Annotated in this window: 13 protein-coding genes; 8 read left to right on the top strand and 5 right to left on the bottom strand. The window is 66.3% G+C overall.

Going from position 1 to position 13,963, the window contains the following annotated elements; translation table 11 throughout:
- Positions 1–110: 110 nt before the first annotated feature.
- The 3 genes from GOC52_RS13765 to GOC52_RS13755 all read left to right on the top strand — a co-directional run bounded on the left by GOC52_RS13765 (position 111) and on the right by GOC52_RS13755 (position 2,618).
- Entirely contained in the window at positions 111–1,259 is a 1,149-nt protein-coding gene (locus GOC52_RS13765; protein WP_010486694.1) for a pyridoxal phosphate-dependent aminotransferase, read from the top strand.
- A gap of 14 nt (positions 1,260–1,273) precedes the next feature.
- The gene (locus tag GOC52_RS13760; protein ID WP_010486696.1) at positions 1,274–2,080 is read left to right on the top strand and encodes an amidohydrolase; all 807 of its coding nucleotides are present in this window, start codon (positions 1,274–1,276) and stop codon (positions 2,078–2,080) included.
- Positions 2,081–2,183: 103 nt separating this feature from the next.
- Positions 2,184–2,618 carry a hypothetical protein gene (locus tag GOC52_RS13755; protein ID WP_010486698.1) on the top strand — a complete coding sequence of 145 codons (435 nt, stop codon included), beginning with the start codon at positions 2,184–2,186 and terminating at the stop codon, positions 2,616–2,618.
- Here GOC52_RS13755 and GOC52_RS13750 read toward each other — a convergent pair.
- Together GOC52_RS13750 and GOC52_RS13745 are read right to left on the bottom strand one after the other, a co-directional pair.
- Complete coding sequence (locus GOC52_RS13750) at positions 2,605–2,898, bottom strand: hypothetical protein (RefSeq protein ID WP_043401502.1); 294 nt, start codon at positions 2,896–2,898, stop codon at positions 2,605–2,607. The genes GOC52_RS13755 and GOC52_RS13750 overlap by 14 nt on opposite strands.
- 95 nt (positions 2,899–2,993) lie before the next feature.
- Positions 2,994–4,121: an MFS transporter gene (locus GOC52_RS13745; RefSeq protein ID WP_043401504.1), complete on the bottom strand. Its 1,128-nt coding sequence runs from the start codon at positions 4,119–4,121 to the stop codon at positions 2,994–2,996.
- Positions 4,122–4,211: 90 nt separating this feature from the next.
- On the opposite strand from GOC52_RS13745, the gene GOC52_RS13740 reads away from it, so the two are divergent.
- Positions 4,212–5,000: an AraC family transcriptional regulator gene (locus GOC52_RS13740; RefSeq protein WP_032129778.1), complete on the top strand. Its 789-nt coding sequence runs from the start codon at positions 4,212–4,214 to the stop codon at positions 4,998–5,000.
- Positions 5,001–5,116: 116 nt separating this feature from the next.
- Here GOC52_RS13740 and GOC52_RS13735 read toward each other — a convergent pair whose 3' ends face one another.
- The 3 genes from GOC52_RS13735 to GOC52_RS13725 are packed head-to-tail and all read right to left on the bottom strand — an operon-like array spanning position 5,117 to position 8,538.
- On the bottom strand, positions 5,117–6,751 hold the full coding sequence (locus GOC52_RS13735; RefSeq protein WP_191849667.1) for a pseudouridine synthase: 1,635 nt from the start codon (positions 6,749–6,751) through the stop codon (positions 5,117–5,119).
- Positions 6,744–7,619: an SMC-Scp complex subunit ScpB gene (gene scpB, locus GOC52_RS13730; protein WP_019336635.1), complete on the bottom strand. Its 876-nt coding sequence runs from the start codon at positions 7,617–7,619 to the stop codon at positions 6,744–6,746. The genes GOC52_RS13735 and scpB overlap by 8 nt, the downstream gene beginning before the upstream one ends.
- Positions 7,620–7,632: 13 nt before the next feature.
- Positions 7,633–8,538 carry a segregation and condensation protein A gene (locus tag GOC52_RS13725; RefSeq protein ID WP_010486714.1) on the bottom strand — a complete coding sequence of 302 codons (906 nt, stop codon included), beginning with the start codon at positions 8,536–8,538 and terminating at the stop codon, positions 7,633–7,635.
- A 375-nt stretch (positions 8,539–8,913) separates the two neighbouring features.
- On the opposite strand from GOC52_RS13725, the gene GOC52_RS13720 reads away from it, so the two are divergent.
- The 4 genes from GOC52_RS13720 (at position 8,914) to GOC52_RS13705 (ending at position 13,805) form a co-directional block, all read left to right on the top strand.
- Positions 8,914–9,213 (top strand): YciI family protein, encoded by a 300-nt coding sequence (locus tag GOC52_RS13720; RefSeq protein ID WP_029550673.1) that lies wholly within the window; start codon positions 8,914–8,916, stop codon positions 9,211–9,213.
- A complete protein-coding gene (locus GOC52_RS13715; RefSeq protein ID WP_019336633.1) occupies positions 9,210–9,485 on the top strand; it encodes a BolA family protein in 276 nt (91 codons plus the stop codon). Before GOC52_RS13720 ends, GOC52_RS13715 begins: the two co-directional genes overlap by 4 nt.
- 149 nt (positions 9,486–9,634) lie before the next feature.
- The gene (locus GOC52_RS13710) at positions 9,635–10,672 is read left to right on the top strand and encodes a LacI family DNA-binding transcriptional regulator (protein ID WP_019336632.1); all 1,038 of its coding nucleotides are present in this window, start codon (positions 9,635–9,637) and stop codon (positions 10,670–10,672) included.
- Between the two features lie 76 nt (positions 10,673–10,748).
- Positions 10,749–13,805: a TonB-dependent receptor gene (locus GOC52_RS13705; protein WP_043401509.1), complete on the top strand. Its 3,057-nt coding sequence runs from the start codon at positions 10,749–10,751 to the stop codon at positions 13,803–13,805.
- The last annotated feature ends 158 nt before the right edge of the window (positions 13,806–13,963 follow it).

Genomic DNA, 13,963 nt, shown 5'->3' with positions numbered 1-13,963 from the left:
AAGGCATATGCAAAGAGCCGCCGGGCATGGCCCGGCGCTACCGGCTGAACCCACAGTCGCAGCGTGGATTTCGTACACTTCTGGGCCTCGTTCCCCCAGATTCCAGGCCGATGCAACCCAACACCAAGCTGCCCAAGGTCGGTACCACGATCTTCACCGTGATGTCCCAGCTCGCCGCCGAACACGGCGCGGTCAACCTGGGCCAGGGTTTCCCGGACTTTTCCGCGCCGCAGCGCCTGATCGATGAGACGGCCAAGGCGATGGCCGCCGGGCTGAACCAGTACCCGCCGATGACCGGCGTGGCGCCGCTGCGCCAGGCCATCGCACAGAAGGCGCTGGACTGCTACGGCGCACAGGTCGATGCGGACAGCGAGATCACCGTCACCAGTGGCGGTACCGAGGCCATCTTCAACGCCATCCACGCCGTGGTGCGTGCCGGCGAAGAAGTGATCGTGCTCGACCCGGCCTATGACTGCTATGAACCGGCGATCGATCTGGCCGGTGCCAAGGCCGTGCATGTGTCGCTGGATCCGCAGACCTTCGCCGTCGACTGGGACCGCGTGCGTGCGGCGATCACCCCGCGCACACGCATGCTGATCGTCAACACCCCGCACAACCCGTCCGGCGCGATGCTGTCGGCGCAGGACATGCAGGCGCTGGCCGAGCTGCTGCGCGGCACGCAGATCTACCTGATCTCCGATGAGGTGTATGAGCACATCATCTATGACGGCCGCCGCCATGAATCGGCGCTGCGCTACCCGGAACTGCGCGAGCGCGCGTTCGTCATCTCCAGTTTCGGCAAGACCTACCACTGCACCGGCTGGAAGATCGGCTATGCGATCGCCCCGCCGGCGCTGACCGCCGAGTTCCGCAAGGTGCACCAGTACAACACCTTCACCAGCTTCGGTCCGGCGCAGTATGGCTTCGCCGCGATGATCCGCGATGAGCCCGAACACCACCTCGAGCTGGGCGCGTTCTACCAGGCCAAGCGCGACCGTTTCCGCGAGCAGCTGTCCAGCACCCGCCTGAAGGCGCTGCCGGTCCCGGGCGGCTACTTCCAGCTGGTCGATTACTCGGCCATCAGCGACCTGCCGGACCACGAGTTCGTGAAGTGGCTGACCATCGAGAAGGGCGTGACCGCCATCCCGCTGTCGCCGTTCTACGAGAATCCGCCGGCCGGTCAGCGCCTGGTGCGCCTGTGCTTCGCCAAGAATGAAGCGACCATGGACGCGGCGATCGAACGCCTGCGCCTTCTTTGAGCGGAGCAGTGACCATGCAGGACCTGCGCATTTCCCTCGTCCAGGGCGACACCCGCTGGCATGATCCGGCGGGCAACCGTGAGTACTACGGCGCACTGCTGGCACCGCTGGCCGGCACCACCGACTTGGTGATCCTGCCGGAGACCTTCACCAGTGGCTTCTCCAACGACGCCATCGCCCAGGCCGAAGGCATGGACGGCCCGACCGTGGCCTGGGTGCGCGAGCAGGCCAGGGCCTTGAACGCGGCGGTGATCGGCAGCGTGCAGTTGCGTGATGGCGAAGGCGTCTACAACCGCCTGCTGTTCGCCACGCCCGATGGCAACCTGGAGTACTACGACAAGCGCCACCTGTTCCGTTACGGCGGCGAGCACGAGCGCTATGCTGCCGGTCGCGACCGCCTGAGCGTGGAATGGAAGGGCTGGCGGATCAATCCGCAGGTCTGCTACGACCTGCGTTTCCCGGTGTTCTGCCGCAACCGCTACAACGTGGAGCGTCCGCAGCAGCTGGATTTCGACCTGCAGATCTTCGTTGCCAACTGGCCGTCGGCACGCGCCTATGCGTGGAAGACACTGCTGCGTGCACGTGCGATCGAGAACCTGTGCTTCGTGGCGGCAGTGAATCGCGTGGGCGTCGATGGCAACCAGCTGCATTACGCCGGCGACAGCGCGGTGCTGGATTTCCTCGGTCAGCCGCAGGTGGAGATTCGCGAACGCGAACAGGTGGTCACCACCACCGTCTCGGCCGAGGCGCTGGCAGCACACCGCGCGCGCTTCCCGGCCATGCTTGATGCCGATGCCTTCCATCTGGACGAGCAGGCCTGAGCGACGGCCTGAACGCCGCCGCACCAGCGCGCGCGCCTGCATTCAACGTGCACGCGCGCGCTGTTAGATTCGCCGCCAGTCCGACCGAACTGGAAGTCCCGCCATGAACAAGCCCTTCGCCCTGCTACTGGCGCTGTCCGCCGCAGCGTTGGCCCCCGCCGCGCACGCTGCCGGCAACCTCGATTGCGAGCTGCGCTACAACCTGTCCGGCTGGTCGTTGATCTACAAGACCGCATCCGGTAATGGCACGGTCACCTGCAGCAACGGCGCCAGCCTGCCGGTGCGCATCCAGATGAAGGGGGGCGGCCTGACCGTCGGCAAGTCGAAGATCACCAACGGGCGTGGCAGCTTCACCGGCGCGGTCAGCGTCAACGAGCTGCTGGGCACTTACGCCTCGGTCGGCGCGCATGCCGGTGCGGTGAAGTCCAGCAACGCGCAGGTGATGACCAAGGGCGACATCTCGCTGGCCCTGTCCGGTACCGGCAAGGGCTGGGACCTGGGCGTGGACGGCACCGCGTTCACCCTCAGCCGGCGCTGAGGCGCGACGGCGCGGCAGTTCCCCAGTTGATGCGGATGTAGTGCTGTTCGGAATCGCTCAACAACCGTTCAACACCGAAACCATTCTTCAGCAACTGTGCGACCACGTCTTCGACGAGCTGCTCGCTGGCCATCACCTGGCTGAAGCCGAACACGACGTAGCGGCGGCCATTTTCCGAGCCGATCTGGATGGCGTTGTCGAGATCGCGGTAGAACAGTTCGATCGGGCGCTTGGCGGCATCGACGTTGGCGCGGGCCTGTTCGGCGGTGATGGTGATCATGGGCATCTGCCTTGTGTGGGAGAGCGCGCACGATAGCCAGGGAATCAAAGCCGTTCCCGGAAGGCGCGCACAGTGCGCTGCTTTTGCAGCAATTCCTAGGCTGCAGCGGGACGCTGCCGCTGCAGCCACAAGGCCAGCAGGCCGCACACGATGAGGGTCGGTGCCAGCAGCTGCACTGCACCGACCAGCGCCATTGCCGCACCGATCAGCAGGTAGTAGAGCAGGCCGAACAGCGCGCCTGCGCTGCCGAGACAGTGTGGATAGCCGCGCAAGGCCTGGCCGAGCACATTGGGAATGGCAAGGCCGAAGCCCGTCACCACCGGCACCATCGCCGCGACCAGGGCAGGGTGATCATGCAGCAGCGCGGCCAGCAGGCCTCCCGTCAGAACCAGTCCTGCGGCGATGCGGATGCGCGTGGTTGTGGCAACGCCTGCACGCAGCAGGCGGCCATTGCCCCACGCGCCCAGTGCCGAGCCCAGTGCCAGCACCGCGCCGCTGGCGCCGAACCAGGTGGCTGGCCAGTGCAGGCGCGCAAACACGAAGGGGCCGAGCACATACCAGCTGTACATCGCCACGTTGAAGGCCATCACCAGCAACGCGTGTGACCAGATCCAGCGATCGCGCAGCAGTTCCCGCAGCAGCGGCAGCATGGGCGTGTGCGAGATCTGTGCAGGGCGGCTTTCGCGCAGGCCTGCCAGGCATGCCACCGCCAGCAGGGCAGCGATCAGCAGCAGGCCGGACTGTACGCCGGCATAGCCATTGGCGGCGACCAGCAGCGTGCCCAGTGCAAGACCGATGGCCGGGCTCAGGGCCAGGGCCATGCCGATCCAGGAGAATGCCTGCGCCAACGCTGGCCCCTGCAGATGGTCGCGCAGCACGGTCTGGGTCACCACCGAAGCGGCGGCGGCGCCGACTGCGGCCAACGCCTGGGCCAGCAGCACCTGGCCGAAGCTGCCAGCCATCAGCCCGCCCAGTGCAGCCACTGCGAAGACGCCGAGGCCACAGAGAAGGGCGGGGCGACGACCGATACGATCGGCCAGGCGCCCCCACAGCAGCACGCCTGCAGCGAAGCCGAACAGGTACAGGCTCATGGCCTGGCTGGCGGCACTCGGCGGCAGGGCGAAGCGTTCGGCCAGATCGGCCAGGGCCGGGCTGTACAGGGTCTGTGCCAACTGCGGAAACATCAGCAGTGCAATGGTGAGCAACAACAGGCGGCGCGACATGCGGGCGCTCCAGGAACAGGGCCGCGCATTGTGGTCGCGCCCACAATGGCGCACTCTGTCTATCCTGTCATCAGATATATGAAATCAGACATGGCCTGGTTGCAGCCGGATGCGCACTTCGACGCCGATGCCTGGGGCGCTCCGGTGTTGGGGATCGCGGCCTCACTGGCGGATCACGACTCGGGTTGGCACCAACATGCACGCGCGCAGCTGCTGTACACCCGGCAGGGCTGTACGCGCCTGACCTACGGTGACCGCGTCAGCCTGCTGCCGCCCGCGCGCGCGGCGTGGATTCCGGGTGGCCTGCGCCATCGTGCGCAGATGCGCCAGGCAGTCGACTACCGTTCGTTGTACTTCGACGCCACCCTGTCGGCCCAGCTGCCCCGGCAGCCGGCGATCATCGGCGTCGGTCCGCTGCTGCAGGCCTTGCTGGAGCCGATCGCGCAGGCGCCGTTCGACCATGACTGGCAGTCGCCGCGCGCGCACCATCAACTGGCGTTGTGCGTGCTGGAAATCGCCGCTGCACCGGTGGCGCCGATGGACCTGCCTTTACCGCGTGATCCGCGGATCGCACGTTGCCTGCCGCTGGCCGAGCAGCTGCCGCCCGAACTGGGGGAGCTGGCCGCACGCACGGGCCTGAGCGCGCGTACTGTCGGCCGGTTGATGCAGCGTGATACCGGCATGAGCTACCAGGCCTGGCGCCAGCAATGGCGCCTGATGCGGGCCATGGAGTTGCTGCTGCTGGGTCATCGCGTCGCGCATGTGGCGCAGGACACCGGCTTCTCCGCCGAGAGCCCGTTCATCGCCTTCTTCCGCAGCATGACCGGCACCACTCCCGCCGCTTTCCAGCGCCACGCAAAAGGGGACGGAGGGGATTAAGTCGCTTTCGCCCCTTCGACACACACCGTGGCAAAAACGACTTAATCCCCTCCGTCCCCTTTTCAACGAAAAACCCCGGCCTGCGCCGGGGTTTCTCATTTCATGCGTGTCAGCGATCAGCCGCCGCGCGGGCCGCTGCGGCGCGGGCCGCCCGGACCGCGGTTGCCGCCGGGGCCACCCGGGCCACGGTTGCCCCCCGGACCACCCGGGCCGCGATTACCGCCTGGACCGCGGTTGCCGCCGCCCGGACCGCGACCGCCCGCACGGGCGCCCTGTGCCGGCTTCGGGCTGCCATAAGGGTTGAAGCCCGGCGTGGCGTGGTCGGACGGGAAGCTCGGGGCATTGCCCGGATGGCCGTACGGGTGCTTGTTGCCCTGGCCCTGCGAGCGGTTGCCCGCACCGGCCGGACGACCCTGGCCGCCCGCGCCGCCACGGCCTTCACCGCCGAAACCGCCACGGCCCTGGCCGCCACCGGCGCCTGCGCCCGGACCCTTCGGCTTGCCATACGGACGGCCCTGGCCGCCTGCACCCGGACCACGGGCACCGGGGCCACGCGCGCCCGGGCCGGCATTGCGATGGCCGCTCGGGCCGGTGCTCACGCCATCCGGCACGTACCAGGTGCGGAACGCGGCCGGGTTGCCTTCCGGCAGCGAACGGTCGTTCTTCTGGGCGCGCTGCTTGAACGGCTTCTGCGACTGCTTGGCTGCCGCTTCACCGCTGACCGTCAGGCCACCCTTGAAGCCGCCGCCCTTGCCGCCGCGACCACGGCCGCGGTCTTCGCGGACGTTATCGAAACGACGCAGCTCGCGGCCCTCGTCGGCGGTGTTGTGGCCGTTGACGTAGGCGTTGCCGCGGCCACCTTCGCGCACGCGCACGGTGGTCTTGGCGGCGCGGCGCTGGCCGATCACCGGCTGCAGCGTCAGTGCCGACGGCGCGCCTTCTTCCAGCTTCAGATGCGCGCGCAGGGCTTCAACCTGCGTGGTGCCCAGTTCCACCGAATGGCCGCGGGCCAGTTCGCGCGGCAGGCTCACCTTGCCGTAGCGGGTGCGCTTCAGGCGGCTGACCTGGCAGCCCTGCGATTCCCACAGGCGGCGCACTTCGCGGTTGCGGCCTTCCTTCACCACGACGCGGAACCAGTCGTGCGAGTCGGTGCCGCCGATGCGTTCGATCTCGTCGAACTTGGCCGGGCCGTCTTCCAGTGCCACGCCACGGGTGAGGCGGTCGACGATGGCGTCGGAGACCTTTTCCTCGCCTTCCGGCGCACGCACGCGGACCACGTATTCGCGCTCGACCTCGAACGACGGGTGCATCATGGCGTTGGCCAGTTCACCGTCGGTGGTGGCCAGCAGCAGGCCGGTGGTGTTGATGTCCAGGCGGCCGATCGCGATCCAGCGCGCGCCCTTCAGCGGTGGCAGCGATTCGAATACGGTGGGGCGGCCTTCCGGATCATCGCGGGTGGTCACTTCGCCTTCCGGCTTGTTGTAGACCAGCACGCGCGACGGCTCGGCCAGGGCGGTGGCGACGAAGCCACGGCCATCCAGCTCGATCTTGTCGCCACTCTTGACCGACATGCCGGTCTGCGCGACTTCACCGTTGACCTTGACCAGGCCTTCGGCGATGCGCTGTTCCAGCGCGCGGCGCGAGCCGAGGCCGGCCTGGGCCAGCACCTTGTGCAGGCGCTCTTCCAGCTTGAACTGTTCGGAGGTGGCTTCGCGCTTCAGCGAGAGCTTGTTACGGGGGGTGTCACTCATCAGTTTTGCTCCGGCCGACGGTTTCGAGGTCGGCCTCTGGTTCGGAATCGGCTTGGTCAACAGCCACGGTCGTCATCGCGACGGCGTTGTCTTCGCGTTCGTTCACTGGCACCGCGCGCTCGCCCGGCGCGGAATCGGGGTGCCCATCATCGAGGGGCGAAGGTGCTTGCTCATCGATAGCCGCCGCAGGAGCTGCGTCGGCGGAATCGGGGGTGTCACTGCCGGCCAGGCCGGCATCATCGTTCGCGGCAGCGCCTTCGTCGCCGGCCGAGATGTCAGGACCGTCGGCGCTTGCTGCTGCTGGCGCATCGCGGTCCAGGGACAGCTGGGGTTCCAGCTCGCCCAGGTCCTTCAGTTCCGACAGAGGCGGCAGCTCATCCAATCGCTTCAGGCCGAAATAATCCAGAAAGCCCTTGGTGGTGCCGAACAGCGCAGGCTTGCCGGGCACATCGCGGTGGCCGACCACGCGGATCCACTCGCGTTCTTCCAGCGCCTGGATGATGTTGCTGCTGACCGCCACGCCGCGTACCTGCTCGATCTCGCCGCGGGTGATCGGTTGCCGGTAGGCGATCAGCGCCAGGGTTTCCAGGGTGGCGCGGGTGTAACGGGTCTTGCGTTCGGTCCACAGCCGGCTGATCCAGCCATGCACTTCGCCGGTCACCTGGTAGCGGAAGCCGGAGGCGACCTCGACCAGTTCCACGCCGCGGCCTTCGCAGGCTTCGCGCAGGCGTTCCAGCGCGCGTTCGATGCTGCCCGGCGGTGCCGGTTCCTCTTCCGGGAACAGGTCCTTCAGCTGGGCCAGGGTGAGCGGCTGACTGGAGGCCAGCAAGGCACCCTCGACAATGCGGTTGATCAGCAGTTGATCCATCGGCAGTCAGCGCTCACTCGTCTGCATTGGCGGCGTCGTTGTCGTCGAACTCGCTGCTGAACTGCAGCGGGGCATTGGTGTTGCCGGCGGCCAGCGATTTCACGTAGATCGGCGCCAGTGGTTCTTCCTGGACGATGTCCAGCAGCTGTTCCTTGGCCAGTTCCAGCACCGCCAGGAACGTGACCAGCACGCCCAGCTTGCCTTCTTCGGCCGTGAACAGCCCTTCAAAACGATAGAACTTGCCATCTTCCAGGCGTCCCAGCACTTCGCCCATGCGTTGCCGCACGCTCAGTGCCTCACGCTTGATGGCGTGACCGCTGAACAGCTCGGCGCGCTTGAGCACGTCGTGCAGGGCCAGCAGCATCTCTTTCAGGTCCACCGGCGGCGGCAGCTTCACCGTGGCGCGTTCGGGCATGAAGGCGTGCGCCACCGTAGTGTCGCGGTCCTGGCGGGGCAGGGCATCGATGTCCTCGGCGGCCTGCTTGAAACGTTCGTACTCCTGCAGCCGGCGCACCAGTTCGGCGCGCGGGTCGGCTTCATCGCCTTCCTCGCTGACCGGGCGCGGCAGCAGCATGCGCGACTTCACCTCGGCCAGGATCGCTGCCATCACCAGGTACTCGGCGGCCAGCTCGAAGCGCAGCTCGCGCATCACGGTGATGTATTCCACGTACTGCCGGGTGATCTCGGCTACCGGAATGTCCAGGACATCCAGGTTCTGGCGGCGGATCAGGTACAGCAGCAGGTCCAGCGGGCCTTCGAAGGCATCCAGGATGACTTCCAGCGCGTCCGGCGGAATGTACAGGTCCTGCGGAATCTGCAGGACCGGTTGCCCATGCACCACGGCCAGCGGCATTTCCTGCTGCTGTGGGGCGGGCGGCCGGGTTGGCGGGTTCGCGTCGAGCGCGAGTTCGGAAGTCATCTAATGGACATCAGGATTGCAACGGACCAGTCGCGGCACCGGGTTCGCCGGGCCAACGCCACGGAGCCCCAGGGCACCAGACACGCCGGGATCGGCGCGATTCCACACATATCAAACAGCAGGACGCGCCGCACGAAACGGCGGCGACGGAACTACGGGGAGGTCGTCTACGTGGCCCGGCCAGGTGGACCGGTTTGAAGCAGCGGGACGGTCGTCGGGGGCTGCGTTGGCCGCAAAAACCGACGGGCTGCTGCATCCAGCCACGTGCAATGGAGTCTAGGGTAAGCCTTTGTTGCGCCAGTGTCCAGCCGGGCCGGGGCAGGGGTCGCATTGGCTAGAATCTGCGGACCCGACAACGCAAGCGAGGAAATGCCGGTGTGGTATGTGATCGAAGGGTATGACGGCCAGGATGTGCTGGCGCAGCGGCTGCAGGCGCGGCCGGAACACCTGGCGCGGTTGCACGCGCTGCGCGACGAGGGACGCCTGCTGCTGGCCGGCCCGTGCCCGGCGGTGGACAGTGAAGACCCGGGCCCGGCCGGTTACAGCGGCTCGGTGGTGATCGCGCAGTTCGAGTCGCTGCTGCAGGCCCAGGCCTGGGCCGACGCCGACCCGTACGTGGCCGCCGGCGTCTACACCCGCGTGCAGGTGCGACCGTTCCGCAAGGTGTTGCCGTGAGCGCGGAACGGATCTCGCGAATGCGTGATGCGCTGCAGCATGCCCTGGCGCCGAGCGTGCTCGAGATCGAAGACGACAGCCATCGCCACGCAGGCCATGCCGGTGCGCGCGATGGCCGCGGCCATTTCAACGTGCATGTGGTGAGTGAACGCTTTGCCGGACTGGGCCCGCTGGCCCGGCATCGCGCGGTGTACGCCGCGCTGGGGGCGATGATGGAGACCGACATCCACGCGTTGTCCATCCGCGCGCAGACCCCGTCAGAACAGGGCTGAGCCCTTGTCCCACGCTGTCCTGGCGGGTCCCCGCGGGGGCTCGCTGCAGACAGATTTCCATGTCCATTTCGGGACATTCGCCTAACGGACTGTTTACAAGCCCAGATGGAAACGCTTACATTCCGCGCCAATGCTGGTAGGTCCAAGCCGTGGAGGGCGGCTTCGTGAACAAGGCAGCTATCACAATCAAAGACGTCGCACGCGAAGCCCGGGTCTCCGTGGCCACGGTTTCCCGCGCGCTTAACGGGCATGAAAATGTCGCCGAACCGGTCCGCCAGCTTGTGCTGGAGGTCGCCGCACGGCTGCGTTACACCCCGCACGCCGCCGCCCGCAGCCTGAGCAGCCGCCGCACCAATACGGTGGGCGTGGTGCTGCCTGACCTGTACGGCGAATTCTTCTCCGAGCTGATGCGTGGCATCGACAATGTCGCCCGTAGCCGCCGCCAGCACCTGCTGGTGTCCAGCTACCACGGTGACCAGGAGCAGCAGGGTGCGGCCCTGCGCGCCATGCGCGGCCGCGTCGACGGCCTGCTGGTGCTCTCGCCCTATGCCGAGAGCCCCGGTTTCCTGACCGACAACCTGCCGCAGTCGTTGCCGACGGTGTTGATCAACACCTATCTGCCCGGGCAGGACCACCCGGTGCTGAGCATCGACGACCATGCCGGTGCGATGGCGATGACCCGTCATCTGCTTGACGCTGGCCACCGTCGCATCGCTTTCATTTCTGGCCCGGATCTCAACTTCGACGCGCGCGAGCGCCTGCGCGGCTTCCGTGACGCGCTGGCGGCTTTTGGCGGTGGCGCCGAAGGCATCGAGCTGCCCGGTGATTTCGACGAAGCTTCCGGCCATCGCGCCGGTCAGGAGTTGCTGGCAGCCGGAGCGCTGCCTGATGCCGTGTTCGCCGCCAACGACATGATGGCGCTGGGCTGCCTGTATGCGTTCACGCAGGCAGGGGTCCGTGTCCCGGCCGATGTGGCCCTGGCGGGTTTCGATGATATTCCACTGGCGCGTTTCGTCCACCCGTCGCTGACCACCATGCAGGTCAGCATCGCCGAGCTCGGCGACCGGGCCATGACGCGCCTGCTGCAGTTGATGGACGGCACCTCCACGGACGGGACAGGGGACAAGCAGACCCTGGTTCCCCGCTTGATAGTTCGCGATTCCACCACTCCGCCATCGGGCCGTTGAAGCCAGAGGCGTTCCTTCTTTTTTGATTGATCGCAGGGACCGCGCAAGCGGTTACCGCCACCCGGAGATTGAGTTGATGATGCACACCACCTTCCGCACGCCGGCACGCCGGCTGCTGAGCACCGCACTGGTCAGCTGCCTGATGCTGGCCGCCGCTCCGAACGTCATGGCGCAGTCGGCCAATGCCAGCTTGCGCGGCCAGGTATCCGGCGCCCAGGCCGGCGCCGAAGTGACCGCCACCAACGTCGCCACCGGCACCGTCCGTCGCGGCACCGTCCGCGCCGACGGCAGCTACTCGCTGATGGGCCTGGACCCAGGCACCTACGACGTGGTCGCCAATGGCCAGACCCAGAAGGTCACCGTCACCGTGGCCTCGACCGCCACCCTGAACTTCGCCGGCGCGGCCAGCAGTACCCCGGGTACGACCGCAGCCACCAACCTGGACACTGTCAACGTCGTCGCGCCGACCCTGCTGCAGGAAGTGCGCACGTCCGAAGTCGGCAAGACCGTCAGCCTGCAGCAGATCCAGACCACCCCGCAGGTCTCGCGCAACTTCCTGGAGTTCGCCGACGCGGTGCCGGGCATGATCTTCACCCGCGATGCCAAGGGCAACACCTCGCTGCGCGGCGGTGCCACCAACTCCGACGGCACCAACGTCTACATCGACGGTGTGGGCCAGAAGAGCTACGTCAAGGGCGGCGGCGTGGCCGGTCAGTCCGGCAGTGCCGGTAACCCGTTCCCGCAGCTGGCCATCGGCGAGTACAAGGTCATCACCGGCAACTACAAGGCCGAGTACGGCCAGGTGTCCAGTGCAGCGGTCACGGCCGCGACCAAGTCGGGTACCAACGAGTTCAAGGGTGAAACCTTCTACCGTTATACCAACGACAGCATGCGCGCGATGACCCCGGCCGAGCGTCAGCCGGGCAAGGGCAAGGAGGATTCGGCCGAGAAGGAATACGGCTTCGCCCTGGGCGGCCCGATCGTCAAGGACAAGGCCCACTTCTTCGTGACCTATGAAGCCAAGCGCTTCGATCTGCCGGTGACCATCGCACCGCATGGTGCGGTGACCAACAAGGCCAACCGCGTCCCGGCTGATGCCCAGGCCGGCCTGGGCCCGGCCAGCCAGCCGTTCCAGCAGGACCTGATCTTCGCCAAGGTCGACTTCGAGCCGACCGACAACGATCGCCTGGAACTGACCTTCCAGGACCGTGATGAAACCCAGCAGCAGTTCTCGGACCAGACCGCGCCGATGCACGGCAAGGAAACCAAGAACACTGACCGTCGTTACGCGCTGCGCTGGAACCACAGCGGTGAGCGTTACTACAACGAGCTGATGGTTACCCACGAGGACTCGTTCAACAATCCCAAGCCGCTGAGCATGGGCAACGGTTTCAACTACACCGCGCCGGACGGCAAGAGCGAGGAGCGCGCCATCGTCTCGATCGGTGGTTCCTCGGCAATGTCGTCGCAGGTGAAGGGCCAGAAGGGCTGGTCGATCGAAGACAACCTGACCCTGGATGGCATCGAGTGGGCGGGCGACCACACCATCAAGATGGGTGCCAAGTACAAGCAGATCGACCTGTACGCCTCCGATGCGGCGCAGATCAATCCGCAGTTCTACTACACCATCGACAACCCGACCTTCCCGGACAGCATCCCGTACAAGGCACAGTTCGTGAAGCCGGTCACCGGCGTGTCCGGCGTGTCTGGCGAAGTGCGCTCGAAGGTGAAGCAGATCGGTCTGTTCATCCAGGATGACTGGCAGGTCAACGACCATCTGCAGCTGAACCTCGGCCTGCGCTGGGACTACGAGAAGAACCCGTCCTATCTGGACTTCGTGACCCCGCCGGAAGTGGTCAATGCGCTGTTCGCGCAGGATCCGCGTGCCGCCGCTGGCCAGAGCTACGCCGACACGCTGGCGCTGAGCGGCCTGAACATCAACGATTACATCAGCAACGGCCACAACCGCAAGGCATTCAAGAATGCCTGGCAGCCGCGTCTGGGTTTCTCGTATGACATCAATGCCGACGAGCAGCACGTGATCCACGGCGGTGCCGGTCGTTCCTACGACCGCGACCTGTTCGACTACCTGCAGCTGGAAACCACCAAGCTGGCCCTGCCGCAGCCGACGATCTACTTCCGCAATCCGGCAACCGGTCAGTGCTTCCAGGGCAACGCCGCGTGCTATGACTGGAACCCGAATCTGCTCAACGGTATCGGCAACCTCCAGAGCCTGGTCGGTTCGACCAGCAATGCCGGCCTGGAAGTCGACCTGCTGAACAACAATCTGAAGGTCCCCTACGCTGACCAGTTCAGCCTGGGCATGAGCAATCAGATCGGCGACTGGCTGACCGACGCCACCATCTCGCGCACGCTCACCTATGACGGCTTCGCCTTCACCCTGGGTAATCGCTACCCGACCGGCAACTTCTTCGACGATCCGCGTCTGTGCGGCGGCACCGAAGCCGGTCTGGGCCAGGCGTGGAGCTGCAACGTGCCGGGCTTCGGCAGCCTGATCATCGGCCAGCAGGGCATCAAGACCCGTGCTACCCAGATCCTGTTGTCGGCGCAGAAGCCGTTCACCCAAGAAAGCGGCTGGGGCACCTCCATCGCCTATACCTGGACCACCGCCCGCCACAACCGTGACATCAACGAGCACTACGCGTTCGACCGTGGCGTGATCGGTGATTATCCGACCATCCGCTCCAACGGCGCGCCGCGTCACCGCCTGGTGGTGACCGGTTCGTATGCGGGCTTCTGGGGCATCACCTTCGGTGGCAAGATCACCCTGGCCACCCCGACCGCGATCAACGACTGGTACGGCGTGCCGCAGGCCAATGGCTTCGACCTGCCGACCCCGATGGCGGCGGTTCCGGGTGGCAACGGCAAGTTCCTGCTGGGTGGCAAGATCTTCGGTTATCGCTCGGTCGACCTGCAGGCGACGAAGACGTTCAAGATGCCGGGCGATACCGAGCTGTATGCGCGTATCGACATCATCAACGTGTTCAACTTCGACAATTTCTCGAACTACAACTACTACAAGAATGGCAAGTTGACCGCGAGCTACAACGAGACCGGCGACATCGTCGGTACGCCGCGCCAGATCAAGGCCGAAGTGGGCTTCCGCTTCTAAGCCCGGATGTAGATGCACGACCCGATGCCGCCGTTCCGCCGGCGGCATCGGCTGCTTGAAAACGGCAATGGCCGGCCCCGCGCCGGTCCATTGCCCATGCCGCTGCCGGCCAGGGGGCAGCGGCATGGGCAATGATCGCGGTGTCAAACCACGTTTTT

Origin of the sequence: Stenotrophomonas sp. SXG-1 (assembly GCF_014083965.1) — a bacterium.
Taxonomy (GTDB): Bacteria; Pseudomonadota; Gammaproteobacteria; order Xanthomonadales; family Xanthomonadaceae; genus Stenotrophomonas; species Stenotrophomonas geniculata.
The sequence above is the reverse complement of the archived record's forward strand: the minus strand, read 5'-3'. Positions and strand labels throughout refer to the sequence as shown.

Excerpts from the sequence above, each read along its gene's own strand:
- GOC52_RS13765 (WP_010486694.1), top strand. The coding sequence starts at position 111 with ATGCAACCCAACACCAAGCTGCCCAAGGTCGGTACCACGATCTTCACC.
- GOC52_RS13725 (WP_010486714.1), bottom strand. The coding sequence starts at position 8,538 with ATGACTTCCGAACTCGCGCTCGACGCGAACCCGCCAACCCGGCCGCCC.
- GOC52_RS13740 (WP_032129778.1), top strand. The coding sequence starts at position 4,212 with ATGGCCTGGTTGCAGCCGGATGCGCACTTCGACGCCGATGCCTGGGGC.
- scpB (WP_019336635.1), bottom strand. The coding sequence starts at position 7,619 with ATGGATCAACTGCTGATCAACCGCATTGTCGAGGGTGCCTTGCTGGCC.
- GOC52_RS13705 (WP_043401509.1), top strand. The coding sequence starts at position 10,749 with ATGATGCACACCACCTTCCGCACGCCGGCACGCCGGCTGCTGAGCACC.
- GOC52_RS13750 (WP_043401502.1), bottom strand. The coding sequence starts at position 2,898 with ATGATCACCATCACCGCCGAACAGGCCCGCGCCAACGTCGATGCCGCC.
- GOC52_RS13760 (WP_010486696.1), top strand. The coding sequence starts at position 1,274 with ATGCAGGACCTGCGCATTTCCCTCGTCCAGGGCGACACCCGCTGGCAT.
- GOC52_RS13755 (WP_010486698.1), top strand. The coding sequence starts at position 2,184 with ATGAACAAGCCCTTCGCCCTGCTACTGGCGCTGTCCGCCGCAGCGTTG.
- GOC52_RS13745 (WP_043401504.1), bottom strand. The coding sequence starts at position 4,121 with ATGTCGCGCCGCCTGTTGTTGCTCACCATTGCACTGCTGATGTTTCCG.
- GOC52_RS13735 (WP_191849667.1), bottom strand. The coding sequence starts at position 6,751 with ATGAGTGACACCCCCCGTAACAAGCTCTCGCTGAAGCGCGAAGCCACC.